Origin of the sequence: Bordetella genomosp. 13 (assembly GCF_002119665.1) — a bacterium.
Taxonomy (GTDB): domain Bacteria; phylum Pseudomonadota; class Gammaproteobacteria; order Burkholderiales; family Burkholderiaceae_B; genus Bordetella.
The window spans coordinates 2,618,758-2,634,607 of record NZ_CP021111.1 but is presented as its reverse complement, the minus strand read 5'-3'; the positions used below and the strand labels follow the sequence as shown (position 1 = coordinate 2,634,607).

Here is a 15,850-nt window from a genome sequence, read left to right as displayed (position 1 = left end):
GGCTGGCCTGGCCGCGGTAGCGAACGCAGCCGGTACGGCGCCCGAGCCTGGCGGGGCGCCGCAGCGGCATGCGCCCGGAGACGTCATCCCCGAGCAACCCATGTCTCCCGCCGGTCCGGCGCCCGCGCCCGGCGGCATCGTCCAGGCCGGCGCCGCGGCGGCCGAACGTCAACGCAACGACTTGTCGGCCGACGACCTGAAGCGCGTGCGGCAGGTCACCGCGCCGGCCGACGATTTCAGCAAGGCCGAGCCGTTCGAATTGATGCAGGCCGGCGCGGCCACGGTCAAGCCGCTGATCAATGCCGACATCTTCTCGCTGCCCTCGGCCACGCTGACTTTCGAAGGGCGGCAGCGCTTCCAGATGGGCAACAGCCTGTTCCGCAAGGACTGGGTGTCCTCGCCTTCTTCCACCCAAGCCTCGGATGGCCTGGGTCCGCTGTTCAACGCGCGTTCTTGCCAGGCCTGTCACGTGAAGGACGGCCGCGGCACCGTGCCGGGCTTCGATCCCATGGAGCGCACCGACGCCGTGGCGCTGCTGATGCGCCTGGCGGTGCCGGCGCGCGACGCCGATGACCAGCGCCGCATCGATACCGGCGAACTGCTGTTCCTCACCGATCCGGTATATGGATCGCAGCTGCAGAACTTCTCGGTGGCGGGCCTGCCGACCGAAGGCCGGCTCGAGATCGAATACGAGCCCATCACCGTGAAGCTGAACGGCGGCGAGACCGCCACGCTGATGAAGCCCACGTATCGCATCGAGAACCTGGGCTATGGGCCGATGCATCCGCAGGTTCAGTTCTCGCCGCGGCTGGCGCAGCCCATGATCGGCCTGGGCCTGCTCGAGGCCGTGCACGAGGCCGACATCCTGGCCAACGCGGCCACAGAGAAACGCGACGGCATACGCGGCAAGGCCAACTGGGTCATCGACGCGCGCACCGGCAAGCCGGCGCTGGGGCGGTTCAACTGGAAGGCCAGCCAGCCCACGGTGGCGCAGCAGAGCGCGGTGGCCTTCTCCAACGACATGGGCCTGTCCACGCCGATGTTCCCCAGCCACTATGGCGAATGCACCGAGAAGCAGCCGGAGTGCTTCAAGCTGCCGCACGGCGCGCAGCCACACCTGGGCGAGCACGAGGTGCCGGGCGAATTGATGGACCTGGTCGCCGACTATTCGACCAACCTGGCCGTGCCGCAGCGCCGCGACGTGGACGACGCTCGCGTGCTGGCCGGCAAGAAGCTGTTCTACGAGGCTAACTGCGTGGCCTGCCACGTGCCGAAGTACGTCACGCGGCGCGATGCGGAGCGGCCCGAACATCGCTTCCAGCTGATCTGGCCGTACACCGACCTGCTGCTGCACGACATGGGCGACGGCCTGGCCGACGGCGTATCCGAAGGGCAGGCCAGCGGCCGCGAGTGGCGCACCGCGCCGCTGTGGGGCATCGGCCTGACCAAGACCGTCAATCCCAATGCCACCTGGCTGCACGATGGCCGCGCGCGTACGCTGCTGGAGGCCATTCTGTGGCATGGCGGACAGGCGCAGGCCGCGCGCGACCGCGTGGTCGGGATGACGCCTGACGAACGCGCCGACCTGGTGCGATTCCTCGAGTCGCTGTAGCGGCCGCATTGCAACGAGAAGGAGCCGCGATGATGCGCAACACACTCTACAAGGGCCTCGCCGCGGCAGCCCTGGGGCTGGCCGTCTGGTCCGCCCACGCGGCGCAGCCGCCGGCCAGCCTGGGCAAGCGGCTGGCCGAAGGCTATGCCCGCCCCGCCTTCGACAGCCTGAAGACCAATGCGTCGGGCCTGCAACAGGCATTGAAGAATTGGTGCGAGCGTGACGACGCGGCCGGCGCGAAGCGCGTGGCCGAGGCCTACGCCGCCACCGTGCAGGCCTGGTCCGGCGTCGAATTCCTGCGCTTCGGTCCGCTGGTGCAGGGCAATCGCTACGAGCGCCTGGCCTTCTGGCCCGATACGCGCGGCGTGGTGCTGCGCCAGGTGCAGGAAGCCCTGGCCAAGCGCGACGAGGCGCTGCTGGCGCCCGGGGCGCTGGCCTCGCGCAGCGTGGCCGTGCAGGGCCTGCCCGCGCTGGAGTTCGTGCTGTACCGCGATGGCGGCGTGCTGCAGTCCCGCGATGCGCAGCATTTCGCCTATGAATGCCGCTACGCGCAGGCGCTGGCGACCAATGTCGGCGCCATCGCCGGCGAGCTGGCGCAGGCGTGGAGCGCGCAGGGCGATTTCGGCCGGCAGTTCGCCGAGCCTGCCGCGGGCAATGATTTGTACCGTAACAGCCAGGAGGTCGCGGCCGAGGCGGTGAAGGCGCTGTCCACCGGCGCGCAGTTCGCGCGCGACGTGAAGCTCTTGCCCGTGCTGGGCGACGCGGCGGCCGACGCCAAGCCGCGCCGCGCCGCCTTCTGGCGCAGCAACCAGACGGTGCCGTCGCTGGCGGCGGGCCTGGACGGCATGGGCGCATGGGCGGGCCAGCTCACCGAAGCCCTGCCGCCCGACGGGCGCTGGGCGGGGCAGGCCGTGCGCGAGGAATTGGGCAGGGCCCGCCAAGCTCTGAACGACGCGTCTCAGCCCATCGAAAAAGCCGTCGCGGACGAGAACGCGCGCCGCGCGCTGACACTGGCCGCGCTGGTGCTGAAGAACGCCAAGGACATCACCGACCAAGACCTGGCCGCGGCATACGGCGTGGTCATCGGCTTCAACGCGCTGGACGGGGATTGATCGAGCGCGGCCCAGTGGTAGGTACGCCATGAACATGCACATCGACCGCCGCCGGTTCCTGGCATGGATTGCGGCCATGGGCCTGCCGGGCGACACGGCCCTTGCCGCCTCGGCGCGGGACATCGCGGCAAGCGCCGCCCGCACGAACGACGACGAACCCTGCTACGTCACGGCCCGCCGCCGTGCCGGCCGCTACGAGGCCGTGGTGCTGGACGCGCGCGGACAGGACCTGCTGCGCGTGCCCATGCCCGATCGCGGCCACAGCTTCGCGCTGGACCCGGCGCGCGGCCGCGCCGTGGTGTTCGGCCGTCAACCGGGTTTCTTCGCGGTGGCCTTTGACCTGCAAGGCCGCCAGCCGCCGCAGCCGATCGCGGCCGCCGAAGGCCGGCATTTCTTCGGCCATGGCGTGTTCCTGCCCGATGGCAGGCGCATGGTGGCCACCGAGAACGACTACGAGGCCGGCCGCGCGGTGCTGGGCGTCTACGACGTCTCGCCGGGCGGCGGCTATCGCCGCGTGGGCGAATTCGACGTCGGCGGCGTGGGCTCGCACGAGGTCGTGCTGATGCCCGACGGCACGACGCTGTGCGTGGCCAACGGCGGCATCCTGACGCATCCCGACTACGGCAAGCTGGAACTGAACCTGGACAGCATGCGGCCCTCGCTGGCGTATCTGGATGCCGCGGACGGACGCCTGCTCGAAAAGATCGAGCTGGATGCCTCGCTGCATCAGCTGTCGCTGCGCCATCTGGCCGTGGCCGGCGACGGCGCGCTGTGGTTCGGCTGCCAGTACGTGGGCCCGGCATCCGAGCGTCCGCCTGTCGTGGGGCGACATCGGCGCGGCCATGCGCCCGAACTCTACGCCGGCCCACCCGAGGTGCTGCGCGGCATGGGCAACTATGTGGGCACGGTGGCGGTAAGCGACGCCGGCACGGTGGTCGCCACGTCCAGCCCGGTGGGCGGGCAGGTGGCCTATTGGGACGCGGCCAGCGGCCGCTGCCTGGGTGCCACCGCGCTGCCCGACGGTTGCGGCACCGCGCCGCGCGCGCAGGGCGGTTTTCTGATCAGCAGTGGCTTGGGCGAGATGATCGCGGCCGGCCCGGGCCTCGAGCCGCAACCCGCGCGGCCCGCCGACTCGGGCCTGGCCTGGGACAACCATTTCCGGCGCCTGTAAGGCTTTGCTTCTCCGGCCCGCCAGCCGTCGGATCGGCCGCGCGCATCTGCTAGAGTTGCCGCGGTAAGTCCGCACCTGGCCGGGCGGCCCCCGGCAAGACGCTCCGCCCCGGGCTGCGTCCGAAGGCAGCCTCTTTTTTTCTTTTTCTTCCCATGGGAGTTGGCATGGAATATACCTGGAACGGCCTGGCCGGCCTCTGGCCGCGCGTATTCGACCTGGGCGTGAACCTTTTGGTCGCCCTGTTGATCCTCGGCGCCGGCTGGTGGATCTCGAACCTGCTGGGCAGGTGGGTGCGGCGCATGGCGGCGCGCTCCCCGCACATCGATCCCACGGTCGTGCCGATGTTCGCCTCCGTCGTCACGTGGGCGGTGCGCGTGTTCACGATCATCGCGGTGCTCGCGCGCTTCGGCGTGCAGACGGCCAGCCTGATCGCGGTGCTCGGCGCGGCGGGCCTGGCCATCGGCCTGGCGCTGCAGGGCACGCTGCAGAACATCTCGGCGGGCATCATGCTGCTGATCCTGCGTCCCATCCGCGCCGGCGAATACGTGGCGCTGAGCACGGGCATCGACGGCACGGTCGACGAGGTCGGCCTGTTCCTGACTCGGCTGATCAAGGCCGACGGCATCACCGTCACGCTGCCCAACAGCACCGTGTGGAACGCCACCATCACCAACTATGCGCGCAACGCCACGCGCCGCCTGGACGTGCCGGTAGTGATCCAGTATGGCGACGACGTGGACGCCGCCATCGAGCGCCTGCAGCAATTGGTGGCGGGCCATCCCGACGTGCTGGAGACGCCCGCGCCGGTCGTGAAGATCGAGGACTATCGCGACAACGGCGTGCTGGTCAACGTGCGCGTGTGGACGCCGTCGTCCAAGTTCGGCGACCTGCGCTGGGAAATGCTGCATAGCGTGCGCAAGACGCTGGACGACGCGGGCTTCCAGTCGCCGCTGCCTTTGCAGCGCGCCATCCACGTCGGGGCCGCGGGGCACGACGAAGGCGCCGAGAACGCCGGCGCGGCGCAGGCGGCTCGCGCGACCGAGAACCGCGCCAATCCGGCCAACCTGGCGAATCCGGCCCATCCCTCCAATCCGAGCCATCCCGGCTCGTCGGCCTGACAAGCCCCGGTACGTACGCGCGGAGGCGGCTCAGGCGCGCGGCGCCAGCCGCCCCAGCTCGGCCTTGATCCAGCCTGCAATCTCGCGCTGGCGCTGCGCCGGCATGCGGTCGATGATGGCCGTCACGCTGACGGCCAGTTGCGGCTGGCCCTGCGCGTCCAGCAGCGCGCACCCCACGCCCAGCGCGCCGCGCACGGCGTGGTTGCCCACGACCGCATAGCCCCGCGCGCGCGTGTTGTCGATCAGGCGCAGCATCTCGTTCGAAGTCATTCCGCCGTACTCGTCCAGCTTGCCCGAGTTGCGCGCCACGATGCCGTGGGCCACGCGGTCGGGCAGGGCGGCCAGCAGCGCCATGCCGCCCGAGCCCACGCCCAGCGGCTGGCGCTTGCCCGCATACGTGGCCAGTATCTGCACGGGATAGCTGCCGATCTCGCGATGCAGGCTGACCGATTCGTCGCCGTCGCGCACCACCAGGAACACCGCGTCGCCGGTGCGCTCCGCCAGGCGGCGCAGCGTGGGCAGCATCTGCCTGACGCGGGGATCGGGCGGGGTCATCTCGGGTTCGGTATCCAGCTGGGCGCGATAGCGCTTGCTGCCTTCCACCGGCGACACCAGGCCCGCCTCGAGCAGGGCGGCGAGCAGGCGATAGATGGTGGGACGCTGGATGGAGGTCAGTCGCGCGATGTCGGTGACGCTCAGCCCCGCGGCGCCCTGGTCGCGCAGGGCTGCCAGCACGGTCAGGCCGCGCCGCAGCGTGCGCGGGCCGGCGCCTGAGGCGTCGGTGGCGCCGGCCGCTTCGAGTTCTTCCATCCTGTACCGCCTTCCATGTAAAAGTCGCGAGGGAAAACGCTGACCCGCCGCATGTCCATACAATGGACTATGCCTTGCTGGCCGCAGCGATAGTAGTGGACAATCGTGTCAAATCATCTCAAACGTCCGCACAATGGACAAATTACGGAGACTAATCCATGAAAGTGGATCTCAAGCCCCGTGTCGGCCGCACCGTGGCTGCCCTGTTCGCCGGCCTGGCTGCCGCCGTTGCCTTCAGCGCTCCCGCGCAAGCCGACTACCCTGATAAGCCGGTACGCGTCATCGTCGGGTTCAGTGCCGGCGGCACCACCGACGTCATCGCGCGCATCATGTCCAAGGAACTGACGCAGGCCCTGGGCCAGTCGTTCGTGGTCGAGAACCGTCCCGGCGCCGGCAGCAACATCGCCACCGACCTGGTGGCGCGCGCCACGCCCGATGGCTACACGCTGCTGTTCGTGGCCGTCACCAGCGCCATCAACCAGACACTGTACAAGAACGTCAATTTCGATCTCGTGAAGGACTTCACGCCGGTCGCGCTGGGCGCCAAGGTGCCCAACCTGCTGGTCGTCAACCCGCAGGTGCCGGTCAAGTCCGTCAAGGAACTGGTCGATTACGCCAAGAAAAACCCCGGCAAGCTGGCCTTCGCATCGTCGGGCAGCGGCACCTCTATTCACATGGCGGGCGAACTGTTCAAGCAGCGCGCCGGCATCGACGTGCTGCACGTGCCGTACAAGGGCAGCGCCCCGGCCGTCACCGACCTGATCGGCGGCCAGGTGCAGTTCATGTTCGACAACATGCCCTCGGCATGGCCCCACGCGCAGGCCGGCAAGCTCAACGCCCTGGCCGTCACCACCAGCCAGCGCTCGCCCAGCGCGCCCAACCTGCCTACCATGCAGGAATCGGGCTTCGACAAGTTCGACGTGTCGTCGTGGTTCGGCCTGATCGCCCCGGCCGGCACGCCGCCCGAGGTCGTCAACAAGCTCAACGCGGCCATGGTCAAGGCGCTGGACAACCCTGAAGTGCTGAAGGCCTACGCGGACCTGGGCGCGGTGGCGCAGAAGACCACGCCCGCCGAGTTCGGCGCGTTCATCAAGTCGGAAGTCGAGACCTGGGCCCCGGTGGTCAAGGCCTCGGGCGCGCGCGTCGACTGATTGCGCGTGTGTGGGCGCGCCCGCCGCGGCGCGTCCAATGAATACGGCGCCCGCGGGCGCCGTTTCTTTTGCCGTGCGCAAGCGACTGCGCCGCGTGCCGGTCGCTGTACGTGGCGGGCGCTCGTTCAGTCGCGATCGGCGCGCCGCGCGGTGGCCATCATGGCGGTGCACACGCCGCGCAGCATGTCCACTTCGTCGCGCGTCAGGGCCTGGCGGTTGAACAGGTGGCGCATGCGCGGCATCAGCTTCTTCGGATGCGCGGGGTCGAGGAACTTCACCGCGACCAGCGCTTCTTCCCAATGGGCCAGGAGGCCCTGCACCGCCGCGCCCGGCGCGGGCTCGGCGCCGCTTTGCGCCTGGCTGGGCGGGGCCGGCGGCAGCATGGGCGCGCCCTCGGCCGACAGCAGCGCGTAGCGCACTTCCCACGCGGCCAGCTGCAGCGCCTGCGCCACGTTCAGCGAGCTGTACTCGGGATTGGCCGGGATGTGGCAGATGCGGTGGCACAGGCCGATCTGGGCGTTGGTCAGGCCGGCGCGCTCGGTGCCCAGCACGATGGCCACGCTGCCCTGCGGCGTGTCGTCCAGATGACGGCCTGCCAGTTCGGCGGCCTGGCGGATGTCGCAGGGCGGAGGACCCAGGTCGCGCACCCGCGCGGTGAGCGCGAAGGCCAGGGTGACGGGCGCCAGCGCGGATTCGAGGGAGTCGTGGACCTGGGCCGCGGCCAGCACGTCCCCCGCGCCGCTGGCCAGGGCCACGGCCTCGGGCTGCGCGGCCATGTCGGGCAGGCGCGGCGCTACCAGCACCAGTTCCGAGAAGCCCATGGTCTTGATGGCGCGCGCCGCCGAACCCACGTTGCCGGGGTGGCTGGGCTGTACCATGACGAATCGTACGCGGGAAAAAGCTCGAGTCATTTAAAATGCCGTGTTTGGCCTGAAGTGCGGCTGGCAAAACCAGCGCCGCAAGAACGCCGCGGCCCGCGGACAGGCCCTTATCGCGTCACCGTACGGAATTCTATGCATCCGATGCTCAATACCGCCATCAAGGCGGCCCGGCGTGCCGGCACCATCATCAATCGCGCCAGTCTCGACCTGGAGCACCTCAGCATCGCGCGCAAGGGGCCGCGAGATTATGTCACGGAAGTCGACCGCGCCTCGGAAGAAGCCATCATCGAGGTCCTGCGCACCGCCTATCCCGATCACGCCGTGCTGGGCGAGGAATTCGGCCTGCAGGGCGATGAAGACGCCGAGTTCCAGTGGATCATCGATCCACTCGACGGCACCACCAACTTCATCCACGGCCTGCCCATCTACGCCACTTCCATCGCGCTGATGCATCGCGGCCAGGTCACGCAGGCGGTGGTCTACGATCCCACGCGCAATGAACTCTTCACGGCCAGCCGCGGCAGCGGCACGTTCCTCAACGACCGCCGCGTGCGCATCTCGGGCCGCACCCGCTACCACGAGGCGCTGCTGGGGGCCCACTGGCCCGGCTCGGCAGGTCCCGACTTCGGCGCGCCGCGCTTTCGCGACATGGCGCAGGGCTGCTCGGGCATGCGCCGCCTGGGTTCCACGGTGCTCGACCTGGCCAACGTGGCCGCGGGCCGCCTCGACGGCTTCTGCGGCGTGGGCCTGAAGCCCTGGGACCTGGCCGCGGGCAGCCTGCTGGTGCTCGAGGCCGGCGGCCTGGTGGCCGACTTCGACGGCGAGCAGGGCTGGCTGAAGTCCGGCAACGTGCTGGCCGCCAGCCCCAAGATATTCGCTCAGATGATGACCAGCATGCAGGACAAGCCGTCCGCCTGATTCCGGCGGGCGCCGTTCAGCCGCGCGCCGCGGCGGCGGATATGCGGATATCCGGCCCGCCGAGCCCGCTTTCGTCGGTGGAGTTCGATCCACCGCACGGAGCGGGTTCGGCGGGCCGTTTTCCTGTCGCGGCGGAGCGCTCGGCCAAAGGATGGATGTCCCCTGGCGCGCACGCGGGCGATACTCGTGCGCCTGCCGCCCGACCCGCCCAGGGGCCGGGCTCCCTGTGGCGCCAACCGCGGCACGCTGCCAGGAACGTCATGGGATTTCTTGTACGATTGGCGGTTTACTATTTCCGGAGCTCCTGATGGAGTGGCTGCTGGACCCCGCTGCGTGGGTCGGCTTGCTGACCCTGGTGATCCTCGAGATCGTCCTGGGCATAGACAACCTGATATTCATCGCCATCCTGGCAGACAAGCTGCCTCCCGCACAGCGGGATCGCGCGCGTATCATGGGCCTGAGCCTCGCCCTGATCATGCGCCTGGGTCTGCTGTCGGTCATGTCGTGGCTCGTCACGCTTACCGAGCCGCTGTTCTCCATCGGTCCGATGACCTTCTCCGGGCGAGACCTCATCCTGATGTTCGGCGGCCTGTTCCTGTTGCTGAAAGGAACGATGGAGCTGCACGAGCGCATCGAGGGCGAGCAGCACGGCGTGGTCTCCGGTCCGCGCGTGTACGCCAGCTTCTGGGTCATCGTGCTGCAGATCGTGGTGCTGGACGCGGTGTTCTCGCTGGACTCGGTCATCACCGCGGTGGGCATGGTCGACCATTTGGCCATCATGATGATCGCCGTGGTCATCGCCATGGGCGTCATGCTGCTGGCATCCAAGCCCCTGACGCGCTTCGTGAACGCGCATCCCACCGTGGTGGTGCTGTGCCTGGGCTTCCTGCTGATGATCGGCTTCTCGCTGCTGGCCGAGAGCTTCGGCTTCAAGGTGCCCAAGGGGTATCTGTACGCGGCTATCGGCTTCTCCGTGGCCATCGAGACGCTCAACCAGGTGGCGCGTCGCAACATCCTCAAGCTGGATGCGCGCCGCCCGATGCGCGAGCGCACCGCCACGGCCGTGCTGCGCATGCTGGGCAAGCGTCCGCCTGCCGGCGACGAGCCGGCCGAACCGGCCGCCGAGGCGCCCGCGCTGCAGGCCTTCGGCGTGGAAGAGCGCAACATGGTCAGCGGCGTGCTGACGCTGGCCGACCGCAGCATCCACTCGATCATGACGCCGCGCACCGACGTCACCTGGATCAGCCTGGATGACGACGTGGCCACCATCCGCGAACAGCTCGACGCGTCCCCGCACAGCTTCTTCCCGGTGTGCCGCGGCTCGCTGGACGAGGTGGTCGGCATCGGACGCGCCAAGGACATGGTGGCCGATCTCATCACCGAGGGCCGCATCCGCCGCGATCGGCTGCGCGATCCGATCATCGTGCACGAGAACATCGGCATCCTGCGCCTGATGGATACGCTCAAGCGCTCTCGCGGCCAACTGGTCCTGGTGGCCGACGAATTCGGCGCCATCGAGGGCCTGGTGACCGCCATCGACGTGTTCGAGGCCATCGCGGGCGAATTCCCCGACGAGGACGAGATGCCCGACATCGTGGCGGAGTCCAATGGCGTCTGGAAGATCGACGGCGCCGCCGACCTGCATCACGTCGAGCAGCTGCTCGAGGTGGAGGGGCTGATCGACGAGTCGCAGGACTACACCACGCTGGCCGGCTACCTGCTGGCGCAATTCGGCCACCTGCCGCAGCCCGGCGATGCCTGCGAGTTCGACACCTCGTACGTCCGCCTGCGCTTCGAGGTGCTGCAGCTGGACGGCCGCCGCATCGCCTCGGTGCGGGTCCAGAAGCTTGCCAACGAGCCCCAGGATCCCGATGCGGGTCCCGAGGGCGGCGACGCCTAACTTCTCCGGGTCCATTTCCTTTATGTCAGACGGTTCGTTCTACCTGCTCAAGGCTTTTTTCCTCGGCATCATCGAAGGGCTCACCGAGTTCATTCCCGTGTCCAGCACGGGCCACCTCATCCTGATCGGCGACTGGATCCAGTTCCAGTCCAGCTCGGGCAAGGTGTTCGAGGTCGTGATCCAGCTGGGGTCCATCCTGGCCGTCATGTGGATCTTCCGCGAGCGGCTGTGGCAACTGATCTCGGGCACGCTGGGCGGCGTGCGGCAGGAGGTCATGTTCACCCGCAACCTGCTGATCGCGTTCCTGCCGGCGGCGGTGGTCGGCGCCGTGTTCATCACGGCCATCAAGAGCCTGTTCTACTCGCCCGCCGTGGTGGCCGTCACGCTGGTGCTGGGCGGTCTGATCATGCTGTGGGTCGAGCGGCGCACCCGCCACACCCCGGGCGACCAGCCCGGCGCGTCAGACGACACGGCCTCGGACGAACGGGCCACCGCGCACACCCTCGAGCAGATCACGTGGAAACAGGCGCTGGCCGTGGGCGTGGGCCAGTGCGTGGCCATGATCCCGGGCACCTCGCGCTCGGGCGCCACCATCATCGGCGGCATGATGGCCGGCATCCAGCGCAAGACGGCAACGGAATTCTCCTTCTTCCTGGCCATGCCCACCATGCTGGCCGCCGCCGTCTACGACATGTACCGGAACATCCATCTGCTGACGTCGCAGGATCTGTCGGGCATCGCGGTGGGTTTCGTGGCGGCGTTCCTCAGCGCGCTGGTCATCGTCCGGGCGGTGCTGCGGTTCGTGGCCAATCACACGTATCGGGTGTTCGCCTGGTATCGGATCGGGCTGGGGATCGTTGTGGCGGTGTGGTTGTATCTCTGAGCGCGATCGGTTTGGCGGTGTGATGCCGTCACGGGTTGGGTTCTGATGGCGCCGCCTGCATACCTGCGAAGTCCCGTCCTCGCGCTAAAGCGCTGCGGGCGCGACTTCTCCGGCACGCAGTCGGCTCGCAGCAACGCAATGCCGCGATGGCCATGGCCAACGTCAGCTCTGCCGAGATATGGTCATCGCAACGTCAGCGGTGTGGGCTTGTAACGCTAGCGCGCAGTGGCGCCGATCCCCTTGGCTGGTGGCGGGAAAAGCCGGCGCGACGGTGTCGACAAACGAAGCAATGGGTGTGCGGCCGAGGCATCGAGATGTCTTGAGCCTGGGCCATGGCGGAGGGTTCGCGCCCGCAGCGCTTTAGCGCGAGGACGAGAATCCGCAGTCATGGACCAGGCGCTCAGGAACCCGATTCTCACCGCCCACAGACGCTCAGTGCCCACCGGCAGATGAGCGACGACCTCAAGCCACTTCGAGGTCGAATATCTGCAATCCGTCCTCGTCGATGACGAGCCAACCCCCGCGCGGGGGTTGGGCGTGGTCGCAGTCCCAGTCGGGCAGCACCCAGCGTTCGCAGCGGCGGCCGTCGATGTCGAGTACGTGGCGTCCGGGGCGGTGCGTGTGGCCGTGGACCATTACGTGCACGCCGCTGTTCCGGAAGGCCTGCGTGATCGCGTCCGGGTTCACGTCCATGATTTCCATGGACTTGGACTGGTTCGCGGCCATGCTCTCGCCGCGGGCCTGTTGGGCCAGTTGCAGGCGTTCGGGGATGTTGCGGGACAGGAACTCGGCCTGCCATTGCGGATTGCGCACCATCGCGCGGAACTGCTGGTAGGCCTGGTCGTCGGTGCAGTACTCGTCGCCGTGCGACAGCAGCACCTGGCCGTACGCCGTTTGCAGCAGCGCGGGCTCGGGCAGCAGTTGCGCACCCACCGCCTGCGCCAGTTCGGCGCCCATCAGGAAATCGCGGTTGCCGCGGCCCAGGTACAGCGGCACGCGAGCCGCGGCGGCCTGCAGGCCGCGCAGGGCCTGCGCGAGCCAGGGCGGAGCGGCTCGGATCACGTCGTCGCCGATCCAGGCGTCGAACAGGTCGCCCGGCAGCAGCAGGGCGGCCGCCTCGTCCGCCGCGGCCTCGAGAAAGCCCAGGAAGGCTTCCTGCGTGGCGGGCGTGGCGGGCCCCAGATGCACATCGGAGGCCAGCCAGACCGGCCCCCGCGGCAACGCCAGTTTATTCAAGGACTTCCGCCTTCTCGATGATCACGTCCTCGGTAGGCACGTTCTGGTGGAAGCCGCTGTTGCCGGTCTTCACGCCCTTGATCTTGTCGACCACTTCGGTGCCTTCGATGACGCTGCCGAACACGGCGTAGCCCCAGCCGTTGGCGGTGGGAGCGCTGAAGTTCAGGAAATCGTTGTTGGCGACGTTGATGAAGAACTGGGCGGTGGCCGAATGCGGATCGCTGGTGCGCGCCATGGCCAGCGTGTACTTGTCGTTCTTCAGGCCGTTGTTGGCTTCGTTCTCGATGGGGGCGTGCGTGGTCTTCTGCTTCAGGCCCGGTTCGAAGCCGCCGCCCTGGATCATGAAGCCGTCGATCACGCGATGGAAGACGGTGCCGTTGTAGAAACCTTCCTTGACGTAGGTCAGGAAGTTGGCGACGGTCTTGGGCGCCTTCTCGGCGTCCAGCGAGATGACCATGTTGCCTTGGTTCGTTTCCAGTTTGACGCGGGGATTCGTGCTCATGGGTGTGGTGCCTTTGGAAGTGGAGGGGGAGGGGGCGGCCGGCTGCGCGCCGGCGCCGATGGGCAGCAGGGCCGCCACGGTGATCGCACACGCCGTCAGGCGGCGCAGGGAGAGCGGGAGGCGAAAACTCATTATTGGCGCTTTTCCTTCAGCAGATTTTCGATGTCCTGGGCCTTGGCCTTGGCGCCGGCCTGCTCGTAGGAGCGCAGGGCCATCAGCAGTTGCAGGTCGCCCAGATTGGCCTGGGCGTCGGCGTAGGCGGGATTGGCCCGCAGCGCCATGGTCAGCGCGCCATGCGCGCGATCCAGTTCGCCTCGGCTGGCATACAGGGCGGCCAGATTGTTCCACGGCTCGGGCAGTTCCGGAAAGCGCGTGGTCATGTCAGTGTAGACGTCGACGGCTTCCTGCGTGCGGCCCAGGGCGGCCAGCGCGCGCGCGTGCTGGAACATCAACTGCACGTCGGTGCCGGGCGTGCCCTGGCGGGCGCGTTCCGCCAGGCGTTGCTCGACCAGCTCCAGCGCGCCGGTGTTGTCGCCGCGCGCCAGCCGGGCCTCGATGTGGTCGGTGATCTGCGAGGGCGCGGGGTCGAGACGGGTATCGGTGCTGGGCTTGAGCGCGTCCAGCACGTTGGCCAGCCCCTGCCAGCCGCCCTCGGGCGGTATCGGGTCCAGCGTGGTGCGGGTGGCATTCTGCTGGCTGGGCGCGCTGCCGCCCATGGCCTGGGCCAGGACGGCGGCTGGCGCGGCGGCCAGCGCCAGCAGCAGCGCGATGAGTAGACGCGGCATGGTGGATTCCATTGTGGACGGCGCCGTCGCGCTTGCGCGCGCGTTCGGGCCGCTTGCTATACTTGACGACCGCCATTTTAGCCCCGGTTCGGTTTCTGCTTGGCGGCTGGGCGGGCAAGCCTGGGCCTGCGCCTTTAGCGGCGCGGCCGCGCGAATGCCATCCAAGCGAATGCCATCCGAGTACGCGCCGCTTGCTGCCGCGGCGAACAGACCGCCGTTTCCGACGCCATCCGAAGAATATTTGCCATATACAGGGCGCCATGCTGCACATCTACAACACACTCACGCGTACCAAAGAACCGTTCAGGCCGGCACAGGCCGGGCAGGTGCGCATGTATGTGTGCGGCATGACCGTCTATGACTACTGCCACCTGGGCCACGCGCGCATGCTGGTGGCCTTCGACGTGGTGCAGCGCTGGCTGCGCGCCAGCGGCCTGTCGGTCGATTACGTGCGCAACATCACCGACATCGACGACAAGATCATCCGCCGCGCGGTGGAGACCAATCGCCGCATCGGCGAGGTCACCGAGTTCTACATCGACGCCATGCACGCCGACGAGCGCGCGCTGGGCGTGCAGGCCCCGGACCGCGAGCCGCGCGCCACGCAGTACGTGGGCGAGATGCTGGACATCATCGGGCGCCTGCAGGACAACGGCCTGGCCTACCAGGCCGACGACGGCGACGTCAACTACTCGGTGCGCGGCTTCGCGGGCTACGGCAAGCTGTCGGGCAAGTCGCTGGACGACCTGCGCGCCGGCGAGCGCGTGGCCGTGGGTTCGGCCAAGCGCGATCCGCTGGACTTCGTGCTGTGGAAGTCGGCCAAGCCCGACGAACCCGAGGACACCAAGTGGGAATCCCCGTACGGCCTGGGCCGCCCCGGCTGGCACATCGAGTGCTCGGCCATGAGCCGCGCGCTGCTCGGCCTGCCCCTGGACATCCATGGCGGCGGTCCCGATCTGAAGTTTCCGCACCACGAGAACGAGATCGCGCAAACCGAAGGCGCCTTCGGCGGCAACCTCGCCAATGTGTGGATGCATTGCGGCCCGTTGATGGTCGATTCGGACAAGATGTCCAAGTCCCTGGGCAATTTCCGCACCATCCGCCAGACCGTGGCCGATGCCGCGGCGCTGTCCGACACGCAGGCGGGCTACCAGGCCAATCCGCGCGAAGCCGAGATGCTGCGCTTCTTCATCGTGCGCAACCATTACCGCAGCCCGCAGAACTACACGCCTGACAACCTGCTGGACGCGCAGAACGCGCTGGACCGCCTGTACCAGGCGCTGCAGAACGTCACGCCCGATGAGCAGGGCATCGACTGGAACGAACCGCAGGCGCAGGCCTTCAAGGCGGCCATGGACGACGATTTCAACTCGTCCGGCGCCGTGGCCGCGCTGTTCGAACTGGCCACCGAGGCCAACCGCAGCGGCAGCGCGCGCAGCGCGGGGCAGCTCAAGGCGCTGGCCGCACTGCTGGGGCTGCTGCAGCAGGATCCCATCAAATACTTCCAGACCAGGACGCGATATAGCGCGTCGGCGGTTCGCGTTCATGGTGTAGTCGTGACGGCCGCCGTCGCCAAAGATATGCCGGATCCGGCATCTATCCAGCTGGAAGCGGCGGATATCGAAGACTTCATTGCGGAACGCGCCGCCGCCAAGCAGGCGCGCGACTACGCCAAAGCCGACAGCATCCGGGAACGGCTGCGCGCCCATGGCATCGAGCTCGACGACAAGCCGGGCGGCGTGACGCAGTGGCGCCGCGCCTGACCACACCC

General features: G+C 68.4%; 14 protein-coding genes. 9 read left to right on the top strand and 5 right to left on the bottom strand.

All coding sequences use genetic code 11. The features are described from left to right. The first annotated feature begins 100 nt into the window (after positions 1–100). The 4 genes from CAL15_RS11870 to CAL15_RS11855 all read left to right on the top strand — a co-directional run bounded on the left by CAL15_RS11870 (position 101) and on the right by CAL15_RS11855 (position 5,013). The gene (locus tag CAL15_RS11870; protein WP_086081060.1) at positions 101–1,612 is read left to right on the top strand and encodes a di-heme oxidoreductase family protein; all 1,512 of its coding nucleotides are present in this window, start codon (positions 101–103) and stop codon (positions 1,610–1,612) included. A 29-nt stretch (positions 1,613–1,641) separates the two neighbouring features. After that, entirely contained in the window at positions 1,642–2,724 is a 1,083-nt protein-coding gene (locus tag CAL15_RS11865; protein WP_086078773.1) for an imelysin family protein, read from the top strand. Between the two features lie 34 nt (positions 2,725–2,758). Further along, a complete protein-coding gene (locus CAL15_RS11860) occupies positions 2,759–3,895 on the top strand; it encodes a DUF1513 domain-containing protein (protein ID WP_086081059.1) in 1,137 nt (378 codons plus the stop codon). 164 nt (positions 3,896–4,059) lie between these two features. Further along, positions 4,060–5,013: a mechanosensitive ion channel family protein gene (locus CAL15_RS11855; RefSeq protein WP_086078772.1), complete on the top strand. Its 954-nt coding sequence runs from the start codon at positions 4,060–4,062 to the stop codon at positions 5,011–5,013. Between the two features lie 30 nt (positions 5,014–5,043). On the opposite strand, the gene CAL15_RS11850 is transcribed toward CAL15_RS11855, so the two are convergent. Further along, complete coding sequence (locus CAL15_RS11850; protein ID WP_086078771.1) at positions 5,044–5,823, bottom strand: IclR family transcriptional regulator; 780 nt, start codon at positions 5,821–5,823, stop codon at positions 5,044–5,046. Between the two features lie 158 nt (positions 5,824–5,981). Between CAL15_RS11850 and CAL15_RS11845 the strand changes: the two genes are divergently transcribed. Further along, the gene (locus tag CAL15_RS11845; RefSeq protein WP_086078770.1) at positions 5,982–6,974 is read left to right on the top strand and encodes a Bug family tripartite tricarboxylate transporter substrate binding protein; all 993 of its coding nucleotides are present in this window, start codon (positions 5,982–5,984) and stop codon (positions 6,972–6,974) included. A gap of 125 nt (positions 6,975–7,099) precedes the next feature. Here the strand turns inward: CAL15_RS11845 and CAL15_RS11840 are convergent, their stop codons facing one another. Next, positions 7,100–7,885, bottom strand: a complete 786-nt coding sequence (locus tag CAL15_RS11840) for an RNA methyltransferase (RefSeq protein ID WP_086078769.1) — start codon at positions 7,883–7,885, stop codon at positions 7,100–7,102. Between the two features lie 102 nt (positions 7,886–7,987). On the opposite strand from CAL15_RS11840, the gene CAL15_RS11835 reads away from it, so the two are divergent. From CAL15_RS11835 to CAL15_RS11825, 3 genes are all read left to right on the top strand, one after another. Next, positions 7,988–8,773 carry an inositol monophosphatase family protein gene (locus CAL15_RS11835; RefSeq protein ID WP_086078768.1) on the top strand — a complete coding sequence of 262 codons (786 nt, stop codon included), beginning with the start codon at positions 7,988–7,990 and terminating at the stop codon, positions 8,771–8,773. A 307-nt stretch (positions 8,774–9,080) separates the two neighbouring features. Beyond that, entirely contained in the window at positions 9,081–10,673 is a 1,593-nt protein-coding gene (locus CAL15_RS11830) for a TerC family protein (RefSeq protein ID WP_086078767.1), read from the top strand. 22 nt (positions 10,674–10,695) lie between these two features. Beyond that, positions 10,696–11,556 carry an undecaprenyl-diphosphate phosphatase gene (locus CAL15_RS11825; protein ID WP_086078766.1) on the top strand — a complete coding sequence of 287 codons (861 nt, stop codon included), beginning with the start codon at positions 10,696–10,698 and terminating at the stop codon, positions 11,554–11,556. 462 nt (positions 11,557–12,018) lie between these two features. On the opposite strand, the gene CAL15_RS11820 is transcribed toward CAL15_RS11825, so the two are convergent. The 3 genes from CAL15_RS11820 to CAL15_RS11810 form a co-directional block, all read right to left on the bottom strand. Continuing rightward, on the bottom strand, positions 12,019–12,792 hold the full coding sequence (locus CAL15_RS11820) for a UDP-2,3-diacylglucosamine diphosphatase (RefSeq protein ID WP_086078765.1): 774 nt from the start codon (positions 12,790–12,792) through the stop codon (positions 12,019–12,021). Beyond that, positions 12,785–13,294: a peptidylprolyl isomerase gene (locus CAL15_RS11815; RefSeq protein WP_086081058.1), complete on the bottom strand. Its 510-nt coding sequence runs from the start codon at positions 13,292–13,294 to the stop codon at positions 12,785–12,787. Before CAL15_RS11815 ends, CAL15_RS11820 begins: the two co-directional genes overlap by 8 nt. 131 nt (positions 13,295–13,425) lie before the next feature. Beyond that, a complete protein-coding gene (locus CAL15_RS11810; protein WP_232468190.1) occupies positions 13,426–14,079 on the bottom strand; it encodes a tetratricopeptide repeat protein in 654 nt (217 codons plus the stop codon). Positions 14,080–14,339: 260 nt separating this feature from the next. Here CAL15_RS11810 and cysS point away from each other — a divergent pair, with 260 nt between their 5' ends. Then, positions 14,340–15,842 carry a cysteine--tRNA ligase gene (gene cysS / locus CAL15_RS11805; protein WP_086078763.1) on the top strand — a complete coding sequence of 501 codons (1,503 nt, stop codon included), beginning with the start codon at positions 14,340–14,342 and terminating at the stop codon, positions 15,840–15,842. Positions 15,843–15,850: the final 8 nt, after the last annotated feature.

Coding starts and splice junctions, on each gene's coding strand:
- CAL15_RS11870 (WP_086081060.1), top strand. CDS start 101: ATGTCTCCCGCCGGTCCGGCGCCCGCGCCCGGCGGCATCGTCCAGGCC.
- CAL15_RS11865 (WP_086078773.1), top strand. CDS start 1,642: ATGATGCGCAACACACTCTACAAGGGCCTCGCCGCGGCAGCCCTGGGG.
- CAL15_RS11860 (WP_086081059.1), top strand. CDS start 2,759: ATGCACATCGACCGCCGCCGGTTCCTGGCATGGATTGCGGCCATGGGC.
- CAL15_RS11855 (WP_086078772.1), top strand. CDS start 4,060: ATGGAATATACCTGGAACGGCCTGGCCGGCCTCTGGCCGCGCGTATTC.
- CAL15_RS11850 (WP_086078771.1), bottom strand. CDS start 5,823: ATGGAAGAACTCGAAGCGGCCGGCGCCACCGACGCCTCAGGCGCCGGC.
- CAL15_RS11845 (WP_086078770.1), top strand. CDS start 5,982: ATGAAAGTGGATCTCAAGCCCCGTGTCGGCCGCACCGTGGCTGCCCTG.
- CAL15_RS11840 (WP_086078769.1), bottom strand. CDS start 7,885: ATGACTCGAGCTTTTTCCCGCGTACGATTCGTCATGGTACAGCCCAGC.
- CAL15_RS11835 (WP_086078768.1), top strand. CDS start 7,988: ATGCATCCGATGCTCAATACCGCCATCAAGGCGGCCCGGCGTGCCGGC.
- CAL15_RS11830 (WP_086078767.1), top strand. CDS start 9,081: ATGGAGTGGCTGCTGGACCCCGCTGCGTGGGTCGGCTTGCTGACCCTG.
- CAL15_RS11825 (WP_086078766.1), top strand. CDS start 10,696: ATGTCAGACGGTTCGTTCTACCTGCTCAAGGCTTTTTTCCTCGGCATC.
- CAL15_RS11815 (WP_086081058.1), bottom strand. CDS start 13,294: ATGAGCACGAATCCCCGCGTCAAACTGGAAACGAACCAAGGCAACATG.
- CAL15_RS11810 (WP_232468190.1), bottom strand. CDS start 14,079: ATGCCGCGTCTACTCATCGCGCTGCTGCTGGCGCTGGCCGCCGCGCCA.
- cysS (WP_086078763.1), top strand. CDS start 14,340: ATGCTGCACATCTACAACACACTCACGCGTACCAAAGAACCGTTCAGG.